Below are 17426 nucleotides of genomic sequence, written 5' to 3'. Positions count from 1 at the left end.
CATAAAGCGACCCCCATGATGTTTCTTTCCCTCTCTAGAAGCGACAGAGGCCGTTTCAGTCTCCTCAGCGTGATTGCAGTCCTGTTTGCCCTGACCGGCTGCGTTTCGCGCCCAAGCCCGGATGTTCTCAAGCCCGTGGCATTGAAAAATGACGCAGCTGAAACGCTAAGCGTGCTTGCGGTCACCAATCGCGATCGCGAAACGAAGGACGGGACATTTGGAAACCGGTGGGGCCAAAACCTTCATTACGACCGTTTCGTTTTTTCCATTCCGAAAGACAGAAACGGTGCGGCGATAAAGTACCCTACCGCCAAGCCGGACCCGAAACGCGATTACATCGTGCTTGAACGCGAAAAGCTCTCGCTCGACGCGCTTGTGCGGGAAGCGACGCAGGCGGCCAGATTCGATGGGACAGTCGCTGTTTTCGTGCATGGCTACAATTATTCCTACCAGGAGGCCTTGTTTCGAACAGCGCAGGTTGCCGCAGACGCCAATGCAATGAGCCCTCCGATCATGTTCTCCTGGCCCTCGGCTGCAAGCGTTGCCGGCTACGTCGCCGACAGGGATGCCGTCTTGTATTCACGCACGGAGCTGGATGCGCTTCTCAAGGCACTTGGGCGATCACCAAAGATCAAACGCATCATTCTGTTCGGACACAGCATGGGAGGCTTTCTCTCGATGGAAGTCTCAAGGCAGCTGAAACTTCAGGGCCGTGACGACGTCCTGCAAAAGCTGCAAATTGTGCTGGCGGCACCGGATATCGACACCGACGTATTCCAGGCACAGCTCAAGGATATTGGCCGTATCCGCAATCCCATTGTTCTGCTTGTCTCGAAACAGGATAACGCACTCAGCATCTCCAGTTTCGTCGGAGGAGAACGTCCTCGCGTCGGCCTGTTGGATATCCACGATCCCATTATCGAAAAAACCGCCAAAGCCGAGCATCTCACCGTCATCGACATTTCATCGCTGCAGTCGTCAGATGGGCTTGGCCACGACCGATATGCTTCGCTGGCAAAGTTTGCAGGAAATCTGGACAAGGCGGAAACAAAAATGCGCACGAATGGCAGAAACATCGGCGCCTTTGTTTTCGACGCAGCTGGTGCCGCCGTGGCCAGCCCATTCAGACTGGCAGGCCAGCTCGTCAGCCCACAATAGGAATGTCGTGAACGCTGCTGTCAGCTTGAAGCAGCAGCGTTCACCACAATCTCGCGGTTCCAGTTTTCCGGCAGCGGCTCGGGACGGCCGATCCTGATATTTTCGGTGACAAGGTTGGACACACCCTTGGTAAAGATGGCTGGCATCCCACCCGGATATGCAATCAGGCCAATAATCTGGCCATCCGGGCCAAAGCGCCAGGCGTTGACGCGTCCGGCACTCTTATCTCCAATCGGAAAGCGGTCGAAACGATCATCGATGGTCGGGCGAATGTCGTAGCGCAGTCCCGTCTTCAGTGGGCCTGCCTTTTGCTCCAATGCGATGTTTCGCAATGTGATATCGGAAATGCCGCCTTCGGTTTCGGCGACCATATTGATCGCACCTTCAATCGTGCCTTCGACGTCTTCGATAAGCACGTTGCAGACCTTGCCGGCCGTAAACTCCTCTGGTCGACGGTCCAGCACAGTAATCGTGATAGCTTCGCCCGAGCCCCAGAAACCAGCCGGCGTTTCGTGGCAATCCACAGAAATGCGGACAAAGCGCACGCCATCAACCACCCCGCCATCACGTGAGAAAATTCCGAGACCGCGATTGGATTTTTCAATGCGGACATCTTCAAAGGAGATGTTGCGGAACGCAGAGAAGCTTTCCGTACCAAGTTTGAGGGCGCAGGATCTGCTTTCAACGACGCAGTTGCGCACGGAGACATTCTCGCATGGTCCGGTAAGGGTTCCATCCTCACGTCGTGTCGTCTTCAGCACGATGCCATCATCGGCCGTGCGGAACTCGCTGTCGATGATGTCCACGTTTCGGCAGCCATCGATCACGATGCCATCCGTGTTGGGCATACGCCGGTCGTTATCGACCGCCACACCCTTGACCTGAATAGTATCGCAGGCAGCAAAATGCATCGTCCACATTGGTGAATCGTCGATCCGCAGACCTTCAATGCGGATATTCTTGCAGCCGTCCAGAACGAGAATGCGGGGGCGATAGCGCGATGCGACCAATGTGCCCATGTCGCCATCCTCACCATGGGTATAGAGCGTCGATCCCGCGCAGAATATGCGGCCACCTCCAACGAGGGCAATATTGCTCTCTCCGACCGCAGTCATCATTGCGCGATCGCTTTCCTCCGCGACGATCGCAACCATGGTGTGGGCATAGGCCTCGTAATCGGGAATGAAATGCAGTTCTGAACCTTTGACGATCTCGATCGTGAGATTAGAGCGCAGACGCAACCCGCCGCACCGGTGAATGCCCGGCTCCAGGACGATGTGCAGCATGCCTTCATGCCTGTCGAAAAGCGATTGCAGCTGTTCGGTGAGGTCGTCCGGTTGTGCGGCAATATGGATCGTGGGGGAGAGAGACATGAGACTACCTGACATAGTGTGCTGGAATGTTATCGCGAAGGCGGAACTTCAACCGGTTTGGCTTTGCATCAGCAACGGGTTTGCAGCAGAGCTGCGATGTAGCCGTAGCAAAATGCGAAGGCCACCTGCTGCTGGTTTTCGCCGGAAAGCGTCGGCGCGTGGTCAGGCATGACCATGTATTTGTAGCCGGTATCACGCAATGCATCGATGACAGCGGGCATGTCGATGTCGCCGTCTTCAGGAAAGCTTTCCCGGAACGAATAGCGCTTACCGACGATGTTGCGGAAGTGAATATTCATGATCTTTCCCCGCTCTCCAAACCAGCGGGTGATTTCCGGTACCTGCCCGACATCCTCGACCATTTCTCCAAGGGTGCCAATGCAGAAGTTGAGACCGTGAACCGGGCTCTCATGCATTGAAACGAACCGCTTCATTCCCTCTACCGATCCCAGAACGCGCGTTACGCCCATATAGCCTGGTGGCGTGGCTGGATCGTGCGGATGGCAGGCAAGGCGGATATTGGCGGATTCGGCAACAGGCACCACACGCGCCAGAAAGTAATCCACCCGCTCCCAGATCGTGTCCTCATCGATATCGCCGATACCGGCTGGTGTCGGCTCGTCCGGATTGGCAAGATCCAGTCGAAATGCCTCAGCCATGTATCCACCCCGGCCGGGTTCCATGGGTGTTCTTGGAATGCCGATGTAGTTGAAATTGTACCGGACGGACGGAATGCCTGCTGCTGCGCAGTTTTCGATCAGGCGGCAGATGCCATCGATCTGGCTATCGCGCTCCGGGCCAGCCAACATGATATCCTTGCAGGGAACGTCTCTGTCCACTCGCGTCGAGGGCATCGGCAACTGCGTCATGTCGAGCGTCAGACCGAAACTCTCCACCTTCTCCCGGAATGCCTCCAGCGTCGGGCGGTCCCACGTGCGCCAGTCGCCGGGCGGCGTTGCGGAAACATTGCTGACGCCGAGCTGCTTCATCACCCTGTAATCGTCATCATGGCGGGCCGGGATTTGTGTGCCGAGATACATATCGTTACTCCGGTTGGGGTCTTTTGGTTTGGGGGATAAAGACGACAATCAATTTCGCTATCCCTGCGATTGTTGCGACAGGCCTGGCTGGTATCGAGGCTCACTCATGCCCTGAAACGGAAGATGCACGGCATAGACATCGCCTCCCGGGCCAACACCATCGGCCCGCAGAGTCGTTATGAACGCCGTTCTCATGTCGGGACCGACGAAGCAGATATTCGTGGGATTTGGCACGTCTATCCGGATCTGCGCATCCACCACGCCATCGGGTGTCAGACGGACGATCTGCCCGCCGTCGCTTGCGGCAATCCAGTAACAGCCGTCGACATCGATTGCCGCTCCATCGGGCCGTCCGCCCAGTGTCTCGACATCGGCAAACAGGCGTCCGCCACTAAAATGTCCTGTCGATGGTTCGAAATCATGCACCATGACCTGCGAATAGCCCGGCTTGGAATCCGAGACATACATGCAAAGCCCGTCCGGGCTCCAGGCAAGGCCGTTCTGCGTTCGGAAGCTTCCGCCCCTTTGAACGACTTCGCCGCCGTTTCCGATGCTGAACAATGTGCCGAAAGCGCCTGGTGTCGAGGTGTTGGGCGCGATTGACCCGGACCAGAAACGTCCCTGCCTGTCACATGCGCCATCATTCATGCGCCACCCCGCTTCCAGTTGCGGGCCGTAGCCCGCTTCAAGCAAGACCTGACCGTCAATGATGTCGAGCGTTGCAAAACCTCGCTCCGTCGAAGCAATGAAACCACCATCCACCCGCAAGGCGATCGCACCCACTCTTGTCGGTAGCGCGAACCTCTCGATGGTCGCATCGGGGAACGTCATTCTGTGGAGATATCCAGCAGCCACATCGATCCATGTCACGCGATCATGCTCAGGCTCCCAAACGGGCGTTTCCCCGATGGTGCAAGCGGTCCTTGCGATCCGTTCAGCCGTAAAGACCGATGTACCAGCTTTGGTCATGTCACCAGATCCGTTTCATTCCAGTGGTTTTGCGGGTCACGAACTGGCCGGTTTCAGACGCTGCTCGGTCTGCCCATCGAAGATCAATGCCTTGCCCTCGGCAATTTTGAGGCCGATTTTTGTTCCTGCGTTGAGCAAACTCCTGCTTTTGGACGCGGCTAGGATCTGCCCTACCGGACTGTCGCAGATGACAGTGGTATCGGAACCCGTCGTCTCAACAGCGTGAACGGTTGCAGGCAATGCATCAGCGGTATCTTCAGAGACAATTTCCAGATATTCCGGCCGCACGCCGATGATCACGTCACGCCCGCGCGCGTCTGGATAATTGCCGGGTATGGGCAGCACCTTCTGACTATTGTCGAGAAGCAATGTCCTGGCGTCCTCGCTCACCTTCGCCTTGAACAGGTTGATGGCTGGCGAGCCGATGAAGCTTGCGACGAACACGCTGTTGGGCAGATCGTAAAGTTCCAGAGGCGTTCCAGCCTGTTCGACACGTCCATCCCGCAACACAACGATCTTCTGACCCATCGTCATCGCTTCCACCTGATCGTGGGTCACATAGACGGAGGTGGTGTTCCATTTTTGATGAAGGTCGCGGATTTCGCCGCGAACCTGGCTTCTCAGCTTCGCATCCAGATTGGAAAGAGGTTCGTCGAAAAGAAACACCGACGGATTGCGCACGATGGCACGCCCCATGGCAACACGCTGCCTCTGTCCGCCGGAAAGCTCCTTGGGAAGGCGATCGAGGAGTTTTTCAAGGTCCAGCATATGCGCGACGTCGTCTATCTTCTTCTTGATTTCCTCCTTGGGGCGCTTCGCCAGACGCAGCGCAAAGCTCATATTTTCGCGCACGGTCATCTGGGGATAGAGCGCATAGCTCTGGAACACCATGGCGATATCGCGCTCTTTCGGTTCCAGGTCGGTCACGTCACGCTGCCCGATCTCAATGGTGCCATTGCTGGCTTCTTCCAGTCCGGCAATGATGCGCAACAGGGTCGATTTGCCCGAGCCACTCGGCCCGATCAACACGCAGAACTCGCCATCCTCTATGTCGATGGACACGTCCTTGATGACATCGACGGCACCGAATGACTTGGAAACATTCCGCAGGGATACTGCACCCATATTTTCCTCCTGAATATACTGGCGCCTCGGCGCAATTAGCCTTTGACCGCGCCTGCCATGATGCCGCGATTGAACTGCCGCTGAAGCAGGAGATAGACGATGACACTCGGCGCCATGGCCACAAGCGTCGCAGCAACGAGTATGTTTGGTGTAATCGTATCGTCCACGCGCAGGGAGCCAAGTGCCACCGGAAGCGTCATCAGATCCTTGTCGTTTACGACGATGAGAGGCAGCAGATACTGATCCCAGATCATGATGAAGCCAAAGATCAGCACGGTTCCGAGTGCGGGCCTGACCAGAGGCAGGATGACGCGGAAGAATATCTGCCATTCACTTGCACCGTCGATGCGGGCAGCCTCTTCCAGCTCAAGCGGGATTGCCCGCATGAACTCCGTCAGCATGAAGATCGAAAAAGCCCACCCCACCACCGGCAGGATCATTGCAAGATAGGTGTTGTAGATCGAAACGTTGATGATCGGCAGTTCCTTCTGCATCACCAGATAAAGCGGGATGGCGATGACCTCTTCAGGCAGCATGAGCGTGCATAGGATGAGAAGGCTGACGACAGCAGCACCACGAAACTTCTTGCGCGCCAGCGCATAGGCCGCCAGCGCGCTGACGGTAACCTGCAAGGCGGTGCCGACAATCACGACGATTACCGAGTTCGTCAGGTAGCGCCACACCTTCATGTCCACGAGGGCGATGCGGAAATTTTCCAGCGTCGGGCTCTGCGGGATCAGCGTCAGTTCACCGGGTTTGAGGCTGACGCCACTGAATGCCGTGACGAGTGCACCCCAGAATGGGCCTACGAAGACGGCAATCAGCACCGCATAGAGAACATACCGGATCAGGGTCAGCCAGAGGGGAGTTTTCATCTATGGCCTCCTTAGCGGGTAAGTCTGGATTTGATGGTCATGTGCAGAACCGTCAGCAGAACGGTAAAGACAAGCAGCATCAGGGAGACGGCGGACGCGTAGCCGTAATTCAGCTCTTCGAAGCCGACCTTGTAGATGTGCGTCATGATGGTGGAAGTAGATCCCGCAGGGCCGCCGCCGGTGGTGGCATAGACCTCCGCAAAGACCCGGAAACCGCGAATGAAGGACAGCATAAGAACGACGGAAATGGACGGAATGATTCCGGGTAGCGTAACGTGCCAGAGCTTGCGCCAGTGGCTTGCTCCATCGACGCTCGCCGCATCATAGAGTTCACGGTTGACGCCAACCAGCCCGGCGACAAAAATGACCATGTCATAGGGCGCGCTTTTCCATACGCTCATCAGGATCAGCACCCACAGTGCCTGATTGGGATCACTCAGAAACCCTTGCGGCGCAATGCCAAAGAAGCCGATGACGGAATTGACCAGACCGTAATCTGCCGAATTGAAAAGAATGCGCCAGATTTCTGCGATAATGGCGACGCTGGTAATCGCTGGCAGAAAGACCGCCGTGCGGATGACGGAGAGGTGACGCGCTGGCCCTTCAAGCGCCAAGGCCATGAAGAAGGCGATGAAGGAGGCCGAAAGCGTCGCTACAATGACGTAGATCGTCGTGTGAACCACTGCCTCTCTCAAGGCCAGATCGTTGAAAGCGCGGTAGAAATTGTCCAGCCCAACCCATTTGCTGTCCGAGTAGAACTGGACGTCATAGAAGGACATCGAGAAGCCCGACACCATGGGATAGAACTTGAACCATGTGAAAATGATCAAGGCAGGCGCCAGAAACAGCCATGGCGTCAAGGATGCACGAAAGCTCTTTCGGGCGCGGTGGCGTTTGGGCGCAGACCGAACGGCTGCTTTTCCAACAGGGGAAACCTGGGATGTGACGGACATGTGCACCTCGCTGAACAGGGCCTGTCCCGCGCGGCCATTTTTTGGCAACGCGGGAAGAACATTTACTGCTGGGAAGCCGACAGGGCATCCTGCCCGCTAAGCTCGATCGCGACCTGCTTGTTCAGCGCTTCGAGTTCCTTGGCGACATCTGCATCGCATTGCGCCAGAATACGGTTGAAGCCTTCACCCGTGACGGTACGGATCGCAGTCCAGTTGGGAACAGCGGGCATGTAGTGTCCGTATTTGTCGAATGTTTCCTTGAAGACCATCCAGCGCGGATCGTTGCGGACCTTGTTGACATCGACCTTGTTGTTGACCGGCAAACGGACAATAGGTGTCTTTCCAGAGCCTTGCGCCATCGCAATCTCCTGTCCCTTTGGCGAGATCAGGAACGCCAGAAACTTGTTTGCAGCCTCGACGTTCTTCACGCTTTTAAGGAGATAGGCACTGGTGCCTTCCGCAAGAGAAGCAACGCCACCGGGACCCGCTGGCATCATCACCACTTCAACGACATCCTTGCCCGGTTCTGCATCCAGCTGAGGAATGTGATACGGACCGGAAACGAAAATCCCCGTCTGCCCGGAACGGAATGTCGGCAGGGTGTCACCCGTTGTGGCATTGATCGCGCCCGGCTGCGCTAGCTTGTCGCAAATCATCCCACGCATGTAGGTCAGCGCTTCCGCGACCTCCTTCGTATTCAGCGTCGGAACGAAACCATCGCCTTCCTGCTTGACGTAATCGCCACCGGCCTGCCAGATGAAACTGCTCATGAACCAGCTGGCGTAGCCTCTTGTGGTCGATCCGGGAATCGCCATGCCGAACGTATCTGCCTTGCCGTTGCCATCGGGATCCTTGTTCGTGAAAGCTTCGGCGAGCTTGCGCACGTCCTCCCAGGTCTTTGGCTGGGGCAGGCCGAGCTTTTCGCGCCAATCCTTGCGGATGAACATGGCGAAGGACTGGGCGGAAATTGGAACGGAATAAATCTTGCCATCGTTCGCCTTGGCGCCGTCCCAGGCCGAAGCCGAAACATCCTGGCTACCGTCGATCTTGCTGGCATCAATAGTTTCGAGAATGCCCATCTGCCGCATCTGGCCCATGGCAGTGGTGTCATTCAGCACGATATCCGGCAAGGTCCGACCTGCCGCAGCGCGCGCAAGGCGCTGCTCGAAGTCGATCCCGGTATTGAAAGTCTCCACCGTGATACCGCTTTCCGCAGTGAAGGCATCGGTCAGCGCCTTCAGGACGCTGATGGATTCATCGGTCTGCCGGGACCAGACGCTGATGCTTTCCGCCTGGGCGGTCGCGATGCTGCCGCAGCAGATTGCGCAACCCATCAGCAGCGCCTTCAGAGAATTTCTTTGCATTCGTACCTCCCAAGCTTTCTCCCAGAACAGCCGGACGACTGCTCAAACTCAAATGATGAGTTAGCCTAACTTATACGATGTTACAAGAAATTTATATGCTCGACCGCTGAGAGCCGGGATGAAGACAGGCCCGTTTCGTTGGAAAAACAACCTAAAGGTCAATCAAGAAACGAGATGCTTCGAGCGTGACTCGCTGACTTTACGAGCGAAAAACGGTTAAAGCTACGCCGTAGGCTGCTGCCGTCGGAGCGACGATCTTATTGTTATTACTTATTTTTCCGATTTTCTTTTTAATATTCAATCAGAGCAGATAGCAGAACGACCGGATATTTTTAGTCACGGGGTCCACAGCCGCCGCTATATTTTAGTAATTCAAAATACATATGATAAGTTTAGAAAACTCATCGCGCTGATAATGAGAAACGGCCCCCTCGGTTTGAGGGAGCCGTGTCGCGGAGGTCAATTGATGCTCTGCTGTTCAGGACTTGTCTGGATCAGTCTCGTCAAAGTTCACGTCCCAGTCCTTGTCCGACTTTTCCTTTCGAGGGGAATCGCGGTTGACGGTCGCGTCTTCCGAATGCGTGACGACTGTGGGCTTCGCACTCGCCACTCCCGAAGCTTTGGGATCGGCCTGCGAAGGCGCGTATTGGCCTTTTGCATCACCCTCTACTGCACTTTTAGGATCGTTGTTGTTCATTTGAGAAACTCCTTATGTGCATCTAACAGCCCCAGGCGCAGTTCGTTCCCGCCTCCTGCGGCAAGGGTCATCCACGTGGGCGCAAAGCGGCGATACCGAAACCAGCCCAATAAAAAAGGGCCGAGGCTTTTGACCTCGACCCTCCATTTGCGATTGGCGAGCTGGGATTACTTGCGAGCTTCCTTCAGCTCCGCCATGATGGCATCGACAACGTCAGCACCGATCTGGGCCTTGTGCTTTTCATAGACGACCATCGATTTCTCACGGATACGGGCCTGCTCTTCCGCAGAGAGAACATTAACCTTCAGCCCGGCCTCCTTGATCTTCTCGAGCGAGGTCTTGTTCAGCTCCTGGATGACCTTCCGTTCCTCGTCACGTCCGACAACCGCGCACTCCCGGAGGGCTGCCTGTTCTTCTGCTGTGTATGTGTCGAAGATGGCTTTCGAGAAAAGCAACAGGAACGGCGTATAGGCGTGGTTCGTCTCGGTGATGTATTTCTGAACCTCGAAGAACTTGGATGTATCGATCGTCACATAGGGATTTTCCTGTGCATCGATGGCATTGGTCTCAAGGGCGGAAAACACCTCGCCGAAGGCCATCGGCGTCGGGTTGGCTCCGAGGTTCTGGAATGTGTCGAGGAAGATGTTGTTCTGCATGACACGAACCTTCATGCCCGAGAAATCTTCCCACTTCGTCACAGGGCGCACCGAGTTGGAAAGATTGCGGAAGCCATTCTCCCAGTAGGCGAGATTGACCAGACCTGCGGCTTCCAGCTTCTGGTTCATCATGTCGCCGAACTTGCCGTCAAGCACCTTATAGGCTTCCTGCGGTGTCGAGAACAGGAAGGGAAGATCGAAAACGCCGAGCGCCGGAATGATACCGACGAGTGGCGATGATGAGGTAACCACACCTTCCTGCACACCGGAGCGAAGGGCCTGGGTCGCCTGCAGGTCGCCGCCAAGAGCACCGCCCCAGAAGGCAGTAATCTTCAGTTTGCCGCCGGATTTTTCATCGAGGCAGGCTTGCATGGCCTTGATGCCGTTGCCGACAGGATGGTCTGCGTTGATGCCGTTGGAAATACGAATGTTTCTGGCATTGAACTCAGCCGATGCCGGAAGGGCACCTGACAGGCTGAGGGCGATTGCCGTGGTGGCTAGAAGCAGTTTTCTCATAATATCCTCCCTGGATCATTGAAAACGACAGTATGGCGTCAGGCTGCTATCGCAGCCAGCGAGCAGGCACGAGCACGAGGTCCGGAAACAGGACGAGCAGAAACAGAACGATGGTCTGGGCCAGCAGGAACGGCCAGACACCGATGGTGACTTTGCCGAGCGGAATGCGTCCGACGCCGCTGACGACGTTCAACACGACACCCACCGGCGGCGTGATGAGGCCGATGCAGTTGTTCATGATGAACATCACACCGAAATAGACGGGATCGATGCCAGCCTGCTTGATGATGGGCATCAGGACGGGCGTCAGAATAAGGATCGTCGGCGTCAGATCGAGCGCGGTTCCCACCACCAGCACAAGCACCATGATAACGAACATCAGAAGTGTCGGGCGGTCGATCAGAGGCTCGATATATCCGGCGATCTCGGCAGGAATGTTGGCAGCCGTGATGAGCCACGCCGAAACCAGCGCCGCACAGACCAGAAACATGATGACAGATGTGGTCTTGGCAGCCTGCAAGATGACGCGTGGCAAATCCTTCGGCTTCAGCTCCCTGTAGATCACCATGCCAACGAACATGGCATAGGCAGCCGCAATCACTGCCGCTTCGGTTGGTGTCACGACGCCGGCCTTGATGCCGCCGAGAATGATGACCGGCATTCCCAGTGCCCATGCGGCACGTCCGGTGGCATGGAGCCGCTCGGACATCGGTGCCTTCGGCAAAGGCTCTACCTTGTCCTTGCGAACCACGATCAGCCAGGCGATCACCAGCGACAAACCCATCAGAACGCCGGGCACGATACCCGCCATGAAGAGCTGGGTAATGGAAACGTTGGCAGCCACACCGAAGACAATGAACGCCATGGATGGGGGAATGACAGGTGCGATAATGCCTCCGGCCGCAATCAATCCGCCAGCGCGTGGCACATTATATCCGGCTTTGGCCATCATCGGCAGCAGAATGGCGGCAAGGGCAGCCGTATCGGCTGCTGCAGATCCCGAAATGCTGGCCATGATGACGGCCGCAAGAATTGCCACGATGCCAAGCCCGCCACGGATATGACCGACGCAGGCGATTGCAAAGTCGATGATGCGGCGAGACAATCCGCCGGAATTCATCAATTCGCCGGCCAGAATGAAGAAAGGGATTGCCAGAAGCGTGAAGGTGTCGGCACCGGCAATCATGTTCTGCGCGATGATCTGCGTATTGAACATGCCCATGAACCACATGAGCATGACACCGCAAAACATCAGGGCAAATGCCACAGGCACGCCGATGACCATTGCACCCAGAAGCGACGCTAGAAAGACGAGAAGTGTCATCAGGTGCGCTCCGCCAATTGCTCAATGGTCAGGTTTTCCCCGGCAAAGGCGGCAATTTCCTCATCTGTTACCCGTCCAGTGACCAGACGAAGCACCCGTTCGAGCGCAATAATGGTCATGCCTGCACCGGTGAACAGGCCGATCCCGTAAACCCAGATCATCGACATGCCCGTTACCGGGGCAGCCATGCTGGCGTTGATGGGAAATTGCTTCCATGTGCCCCAAAAGAAAATGCTGGAGCAGAGGATGATCACAAGGTTGGACAGGATCATGCAGAAAATCCGGCCACGCCGCGAAAGAAACATGACCAGCGTTTCAATGCCAAGATGACTGTGTTCCCGGAACGCGACGACCGCGCCGATGAATGTCAGCCAGACGAAGAAATAGCGAGAAAGTTCCTCCGAGACATTGAGGCCGGAATTGAAACCATAGCGCAGGATCACGTTGACGAAGACCATGATGGCCATGCCGGAGAGCAGGACGATCAGCAGCAGTTCAAGAAAGCGGTAAAAAAGATCCGATATTCTTTGCATGGCTCAAGCCCTCCCCAGAAGGTCGCGTTCCGCCAGATTGCGGATGAGCGCGCGCACGCCGAATGTCCATTCCGGGCAGGCATCCGTTCGCTCCACCCAATTGACCAGACGTCCGAGACTGGCTGTCGAGATATCGACGCGGTCACCGACCTCGTGAGTAAATCCTTCGCCGGGGCCGCGGCGATCCTTGACCGGAGCGAACATGGTGCCAAGGAACAAGACAGCGCCATCGGGATATTGATGATTTCGGTTTCGCAATTGCGAGGCAAGATTGTCCGGGGAACGACTGATTGCTTCCATCGGGCTTTCGCCCGTCATCTCGAAGCCGTCCTCGCCATGAACTTCGAGAGCGACACGGACCTTCTGGAGATCCTGCATCGTGAAATTGCTGTCGAACAGGCGGATGAAGGGGCCAATCGAGCATGACGCATTGTTGTCCTTCGCCTTGCCCAGAAGCAGCGCCGAGCGCCCTTCAACATCGCGAAGATTGACGTCATTGCCAAGTGTGGCTCCAAGGATCGTTCCATCCGAACGCAGAACGAGGACCACCTCAGGCTCGGGATTGTTCCATTGCGAAATCGGGTGGATGCCGACGAGATCGCCACACCCGACGGAAGACATCGGCTGCGCCTTGGTGAAGATTTCAGCATCCGGGCCGATGCCGACTTCCAGATATTGTGACCACAGGCCCATATCCTGAAGCAGCTTCTTGACCTTGGCGGCCTGCTGCGAGCCGGCAACGAGGCCGCGGAGACTGTCACCGAGGACCGGCGCAAGCCGCGCGCGGATGTCCTGTGCCCTTGCCGGGTCGCCCTTGGCCTGCTCCTCGATAACACGTTCCAGCATGCTGTCGGCAAAGGTGACGCCGGCCGCCTTTATCGCCTGCAGATCAATGGGAGCGAGCAGCTTGCCTGTCTCACCATCCAGAAAGCTTTGCAAACTGCCCAGATCGTCAAAGCCCTTGGAATCCTTAAGAACTTCGGCCAGATTTTCGGTTTCCAGCAGTGCCGACATCGTCGCTGCCATGCTCGTGAGATCGAGGACACGACCCTCAGAGATCATGACGATGCAGGGGCCCGACAAACGATTTGACCACACCCGCCCGAGAAGCAGGGCGTGATCGACATCGTCAGGCAGAATGGATTCTGCGCGCAGTACACGTTCAAGCGGCAAAGATGACCCTCCAAATATGCTCGCAAGCGCGCCCTCCAGCGCCGCTTGCCCAATTGTCAGGATGTCTGACAATTGTCCTCACGAAACTTCTAGTATGACTTATTCCGCATGTCCAGCACTCCTGAAGCGGTAAATTTGAAGTTTCTACAGGAACCGGTCCAGCGTCGTCTAATAGATCTCAAGGGTCAGCGCGAGACGCGAGGCCGCCCCTTCGACGTGATGTCGCATTGCCTCACGAGCCTTCAACGGGTCGCGCGTCACGACGGCATCGCGAATGGCGACATGTTCGGCAATCGTCGTCTCGACAATTTCCTCCAGCACCGCAGATGCCCGCGCGGCATTGATTGCCAGACTGATTCTTTCCGCGATGAAGCCGACGAACAAAGGAAAATACTCATTATGTGTGGCGGTCGCCAACGCACGATGGAACATGAGATCGGCGGTAATGCCCTGATCAGTCCATTTTTCCGCACCCGTCATTTGCGCAAGCGCTTCGTCCAGCTTCCGCAGATCCTCCGCATCGTGGTGCACGGCGGCAAGACCCGCCGCTTCAATTTCAAGCGGCATTCGAAGCTGGAACAGGCTGCGAAAGCTTTCCCTGTCATAAAGGTCGGTTTGCTCGATACGGATGGAACCGCGTCCCGTCCCTTCCAAAACGAAGGCACCGATGCCTTGGCGCGTTTCCACCAGACCTTCATTGCGCAACTCGGCGATTGCCTCCCGCACGACGGACCGGCTGACGCCGAAAGTCTTTGCCAGAATATGCTCGGTCGGCAGCTTTTCGCCCGGCAGGATGCGGCCCTCGGCGATTTCCTTGCCAATGTGACCGGCTATACGTGCCGGTAGATGCTCATTACGTCTGATCTGGCTAAAGTCCGCTGCCATGCATGTGTCCGCCTTTGGTGTCGCAAGACTATTCTACGATAAGCCTTCGAATTTCAATTGGCAGCCGGGGTTCATGATGCCAGCCGGATCAATCGCGTTTTTCACGGCCGTCAGCAAGGTGCGTTGCGGCGCAGCCAATCTCTCTTCGAAGTCGGATCTCTTCAGCCGACCGATACCGTGTTCGGCACTGATACTGCCCTTGTAGATATCGACGACCTCATTCACCACGACCTTTGCCCTGTAAATCGCTTCGTCTCTTTCAACCTTTGCAAGGCCGGTGGGAGGCAAGACGTTGAGATGAACGTTACCATCCCCGACATGGCCATAGGATACGCTGACGCAGTCCGGCAAGGCGCGCGTAACCGCCGCTTCGGCGTCGCGTACGAAATCGGCAAGGCGTGAAAGCGGCACGGAGATGTCAGTGCGCATATGCGCACCGCGCTTTGCTTGCCCTTCATTCATGCCTTCGCGCACCAGCCACAGATTGCGGGCTTGCGCCTGGGAGGCGGCGATAACCCCATCCAGCACAAGTCCGTCCGTCATGACGTTTTCCAGAAATCGCTCCATCAAATCGGCGACATCAACCAGACCAGAGCCCGAAATTTCCATGAGTACATAGGCGGGATAGTTGGTTGAAAGCGGCAGGGGCAGATCCGGCATGGCTTCCCTTGCTAGGGTGAAGGCAAGCGGTGGCATGAACTCGAATGCGGACATAAGATCGCAACAATCACGCCGGGCACGGCGATACAATGCAATGACATCATCAAGAGAATTCACGCCCAGAAGGGCGGTGGAGATCTGGTCAGGATGCGGCATCAGCTTCAGTGAGACGGCGGTGATGATGCCGAGCGTACCCTCGGCCCCGATGAACAATTGCTTGAGATCGATGCCGCGATTATCCTTCCGCAAGGTTGAAAGGCCATCATAAATGGTGCCATCAGGCAGGACGACTTCCACTCCAAGCACCAGCTCGCGCGTCATGCCGTAGCGCAATACGTTGATACCTCCTGCATTGGTAGAAACATTGCCACCAATGCGGCATGAACCCTGTGCACCAAGCGCCAAGGGGAAGAACATGCCCTGTTCCGCAACGCGATCCTTCAATTCAGACAGAATACAGCCCGCCTCCACGACAGCAGAGAAATCATCCGCATCGATCTTTCGCAGGCTTGTCATGCGTTCCAGGCTGAGAACCACCTGATTTTCCGGCTGATCTGGAATGCCTCCCAATACAAGTCCCGTATTGCCACCTTGCGGCACGATGGCGATGCCGAGTTGACTGCAGACACGAACAGCCGCGCTCACCGCTTCGGTCGAGCGGGGGCGTAAAACAGCCACGGCACCACTCGTCACATCCCCGTGCCAGTCCCTGCAATAGCGAGATATCTCGCCCTGGTCGGTCAAAACGACGCCGCCACCGAGAGCGGTTAACAAGGCACGCTGCAGATCTCCTACGATGCGATCGGTGTTTATATCCATTTTTCCCTCTTCTCTGCGCCTCGTCGGAGACGCATGGCGCGCTAACTGGTCCACAGGCGCGCGGCATATCCCTTTTCAACTCGACAATATAAGGTTATCAGACAACCTTACAATCGGATTTTTTCAGTTCGCCAGAATGTCGCGGCGACTGACGATCCCGGTGAACAAGCGGAGGAGAGAACATGCATATATTGATCATTGGCGCGGCTGGAATGGTCGGTCGCAAATTGGCGGACAGGCTTTCCAGCGATGGCCATCTGGGGGGCAAATCGATTGATGCCATGACGCTGGTAGACGTCATCGTGCCTGCGAAACCGTCCGGCTTCAGCGGCACTGTCACTTGCATGGAAAGCGATCTGTCTGCGCCGGGGGAAGCTGAAAAACTGGTCGAAATGCGACCCGATGTCATCTTCCATCTCGCCGCAATTGTATCCGGCGAAGCCGAACTGGACTTTGAAAAGGGCTACAGGATCAACCTCGACGGCACGCGCTATCTCCTCGATGCCATCAGGCTGGCCAATGGTGTGGACGATTACAAGCCGCGCCTTGTGTTCACGTCATCGATTGCGGTGTTTGGCGCGCCCCTACCCTACCCCATCGCCGACGACTATCACACCACGCCGCTCACCAGTTACGGCACACAAAAGGCAATATGCGAGTTGCTGCTGTCAGATTACAGCCGAAGCAACTTTCTCGATGGCATCGCCATCCGCCTGCCGACAATCTGCATCCGCCCCGGAGCGCCGAACAAGGCAGCATCCGGCTTCTTCTCCAACATCCTGCGAGAACCACTTGTCGGCAAACCTGCTATCCTCCCAGTCCCGGAAGACGTTCGCCACTGGCACACATCTCCAAGATCAGCGGTCGGATTTTTGATCCATGGGGCAACGATCGACCTCGAAAAGGTTGGCCCGCGCCGGGCGCTTTCGATGCCGGGACTAAGTGCGACCGTTGGCGAGCAGATCGAAGCGCTGCGGAGAGTTGCTGGCGACAGCGCTGTCGCGCTTATCGAGCGAAAGCCGGATGAGGCAATCATGAAAATGGTCGCGGGCTGGGCGCCCGGTTTCGATGCAACACGGGCGAAATCACTCGGTTTCAAGTCGGAAACATCCTTTGACGAGATCATCAAGGTCCATATCGAGGATGAACTTGGCGGAAAACTGCCGAACTAGATCGGCGCAGGCCAGCAAGAGCATGACTCTTGCCCAATAGAGCGAAGCCCCCAGGCACGTATGGGGGCTTGCAAACTGACAAAATTAGAGACGGAAGCGGCCAGCGGGATAGACTTTCCAAATTTTGACAATAT

Annotated in this window: 16 protein-coding genes; 2 read left to right on the top strand and 14 right to left on the bottom strand. The window is 56.4% G+C overall.

Annotated features, from left to right (window positions below; genetic code table 11):
- The first annotated feature begins 18 nt into the window (after positions 1–18).
- Positions 19–1158 (top strand): alpha/beta fold hydrolase, encoded by a 1140-nt coding sequence (locus QRN85_RS00840; protein ID WP_113100345.1) that lies wholly within the window; start codon positions 19–21, stop codon positions 1156–1158.
- A 20-nt stretch (positions 1159–1178) separates the two neighbouring features.
- On the opposite strand, the gene pglB is transcribed toward QRN85_RS00840, so the two are convergent.
- From pglB to QRN85_RS00770, 14 genes are all read right to left on the bottom strand, one after another.
- Positions 1179–2531: a polygalacturonase PglB gene (gene pglB / locus QRN85_RS00835; RefSeq protein ID WP_113170739.1), complete on the bottom strand. Its 1353-nt coding sequence runs from the start codon at positions 2529–2531 to the stop codon at positions 1179–1181.
- A gap of 68 nt (positions 2532–2599) precedes the next feature.
- On the bottom strand, positions 2600–3571 hold the full coding sequence (locus QRN85_RS00830; RefSeq protein ID WP_113170740.1) for a mannonate dehydratase: 972 nt from the start codon (positions 3569–3571) through the stop codon (positions 2600–2602).
- 57 nt (positions 3572–3628) lie between these two features.
- Entirely contained in the window at positions 3629–4540 is a 912-nt protein-coding gene (locus tag QRN85_RS00825) for an SMP-30/gluconolactonase/LRE family protein (protein ID WP_113170741.1), read from the bottom strand.
- Positions 4541–4576: 36 nt separating this feature from the next.
- Positions 4577–5665 (bottom strand): ABC transporter ATP-binding protein, encoded by a 1089-nt coding sequence (locus QRN85_RS00820; RefSeq protein WP_113170742.1) that lies wholly within the window; start codon positions 5663–5665, stop codon positions 4577–4579.
- Between the two features lie 35 nt (positions 5666–5700).
- Positions 5701–6540, bottom strand: coding sequence for a carbohydrate ABC transporter permease (locus QRN85_RS00815; protein WP_113170743.1), 840 nt, complete (start codon positions 6538–6540; stop codon positions 5701–5703).
- Positions 6541–6551: 11 nt separating this feature from the next.
- Positions 6552–7493, bottom strand: a complete 942-nt coding sequence (locus QRN85_RS00810) for a carbohydrate ABC transporter permease (protein WP_113170763.1) — start codon at positions 7491–7493, stop codon at positions 6552–6554.
- 62 nt (positions 7494–7555) lie between these two features.
- Positions 7556–8857 carry an ABC transporter substrate-binding protein gene (locus tag QRN85_RS00805; RefSeq protein WP_112960737.1) on the bottom strand — a complete coding sequence of 434 codons (1302 nt, stop codon included), beginning with the start codon at positions 8855–8857 and terminating at the stop codon, positions 7556–7558.
- Positions 8858–9335: 478 nt separating this feature from the next.
- Entirely contained in the window at positions 9336–9554 is a 219-nt protein-coding gene (locus QRN85_RS00800) for a hypothetical protein (protein ID WP_113092226.1), read from the bottom strand.
- Positions 9555–9721: 167 nt separating this feature from the next.
- Positions 9722–10726, bottom strand: coding sequence for a TRAP transporter substrate-binding protein (locus tag QRN85_RS00795; protein ID WP_062590017.1), 1005 nt, complete (start codon positions 10724–10726; stop codon positions 9722–9724).
- 46 nt (positions 10727–10772) lie between these two features.
- A complete protein-coding gene (locus tag QRN85_RS00790) occupies positions 10773–12050 on the bottom strand; it encodes a TRAP transporter large permease (protein WP_062590015.1) in 1278 nt (425 codons plus the stop codon).
- Positions 12050–12583: a TRAP transporter small permease gene (locus QRN85_RS00785; RefSeq protein ID WP_062590013.1), complete on the bottom strand. Its 534-nt coding sequence runs from the start codon at positions 12581–12583 to the stop codon at positions 12050–12052. The genes QRN85_RS00790 and QRN85_RS00785 overlap by 1 nt, the downstream gene beginning before the upstream one ends.
- A gap of 3 nt (positions 12584–12586) precedes the next feature.
- On the bottom strand, positions 12587–13756 hold the full coding sequence (locus QRN85_RS00780; protein WP_156462132.1) for a fumarylacetoacetate hydrolase family protein: 1170 nt from the start codon (positions 13754–13756) through the stop codon (positions 12587–12589).
- Between the two features lie 168 nt (positions 13757–13924).
- A complete protein-coding gene (locus tag QRN85_RS00775) occupies positions 13925–14641 on the bottom strand; it encodes a FadR/GntR family transcriptional regulator (protein ID WP_284756841.1) in 717 nt (238 codons plus the stop codon).
- 33 nt (positions 14642–14674) lie between these two features.
- Positions 14675–16120, bottom strand: coding sequence for an FAD-binding oxidoreductase (locus QRN85_RS00770; RefSeq protein WP_284756840.1), 1446 nt, complete (start codon positions 16118–16120; stop codon positions 14675–14677).
- Positions 16121–16302: 182 nt separating this feature from the next.
- Here QRN85_RS00770 and denD point away from each other — a divergent pair, with 182 nt between their 5' ends.
- The gene (gene denD / locus QRN85_RS00765; RefSeq protein ID WP_284756838.1) at positions 16303–17292 is read left to right on the top strand and encodes a D-erythronate dehydrogenase; all 990 of its coding nucleotides are present in this window, start codon (positions 16303–16305) and stop codon (positions 17290–17292) included.
- Positions 17293–17426 lie beyond the last annotated feature (134 nt).

Source organism: Agrobacterium sp. fls2-241-TYG-188a (assembly GCF_030209845.1).
This window is presented reverse-complemented; position numbering and strand designations above follow the sequence as displayed.

Coding starts and splice junctions, on each gene's coding strand:
- QRN85_RS00840 (WP_113100345.1), top strand. CDS start 19: ATGTTTCTTTCCCTCTCTAGAAGCGACAGAGGCCGTTTCAGTCTCCTC.
- pglB (WP_113170739.1), bottom strand. CDS start 2,531: ATGTCTCTCTCCCCCACGATCCATATTGCCGCACAACCGGACGACCTC.
- QRN85_RS00830 (WP_113170740.1), bottom strand. CDS start 3,571: ATGTATCTCGGCACACAAATCCCGGCCCGCCATGATGACGATTACAGG.
- QRN85_RS00825 (WP_113170741.1), bottom strand. CDS start 4,540: ATGACCAAAGCTGGTACATCGGTCTTTACGGCTGAACGGATCGCAAGG.
- QRN85_RS00820 (WP_113170742.1), bottom strand. CDS start 5,665: ATGGGTGCAGTATCCCTGCGGAATGTTTCCAAGTCATTCGGTGCCGTC.
- QRN85_RS00815 (WP_113170743.1), bottom strand. CDS start 6,540: ATGAAAACTCCCCTCTGGCTGACCCTGATCCGGTATGTTCTCTATGCG.
- QRN85_RS00810 (WP_113170763.1), bottom strand. CDS start 7,493: ATGTCCGTCACATCCCAGGTTTCCCCTGTTGGAAAAGCAGCCGTTCGG.
- QRN85_RS00805 (WP_112960737.1), bottom strand. CDS start 8,857: ATGCAAAGAAATTCTCTGAAGGCGCTGCTGATGGGTTGCGCAATCTGC.
- QRN85_RS00800 (WP_113092226.1), bottom strand. CDS start 9,554: ATGAACAACAACGATCCTAAAAGTGCAGTAGAGGGTGATGCAAAAGGC.
- QRN85_RS00795 (WP_062590017.1), bottom strand. CDS start 10,726: ATGAGAAAACTGCTTCTAGCCACCACGGCAATCGCCCTCAGCCTGTCA.
- QRN85_RS00790 (WP_062590015.1), bottom strand. CDS start 12,050: ATGACACTTCTCGTCTTTCTAGCGTCGCTTCTGGGTGCAATGGTCATC.
- QRN85_RS00785 (WP_062590013.1), bottom strand. CDS start 12,583: ATGCAAAGAATATCGGATCTTTTTTACCGCTTTCTTGAACTGCTGCTG.
- QRN85_RS00775 (WP_284756841.1), bottom strand. CDS start 14,641: ATGGCAGCGGACTTTAGCCAGATCAGACGTAATGAGCATCTACCGGCA.
- QRN85_RS00770 (WP_284756840.1), bottom strand. CDS start 16,120: ATGGATATAAACACCGATCGCATCGTAGGAGATCTGCAGCGTGCCTTG.
- denD (WP_284756838.1), top strand. CDS start 16,303: ATGCATATATTGATCATTGGCGCGGCTGGAATGGTCGGTCGCAAATTG.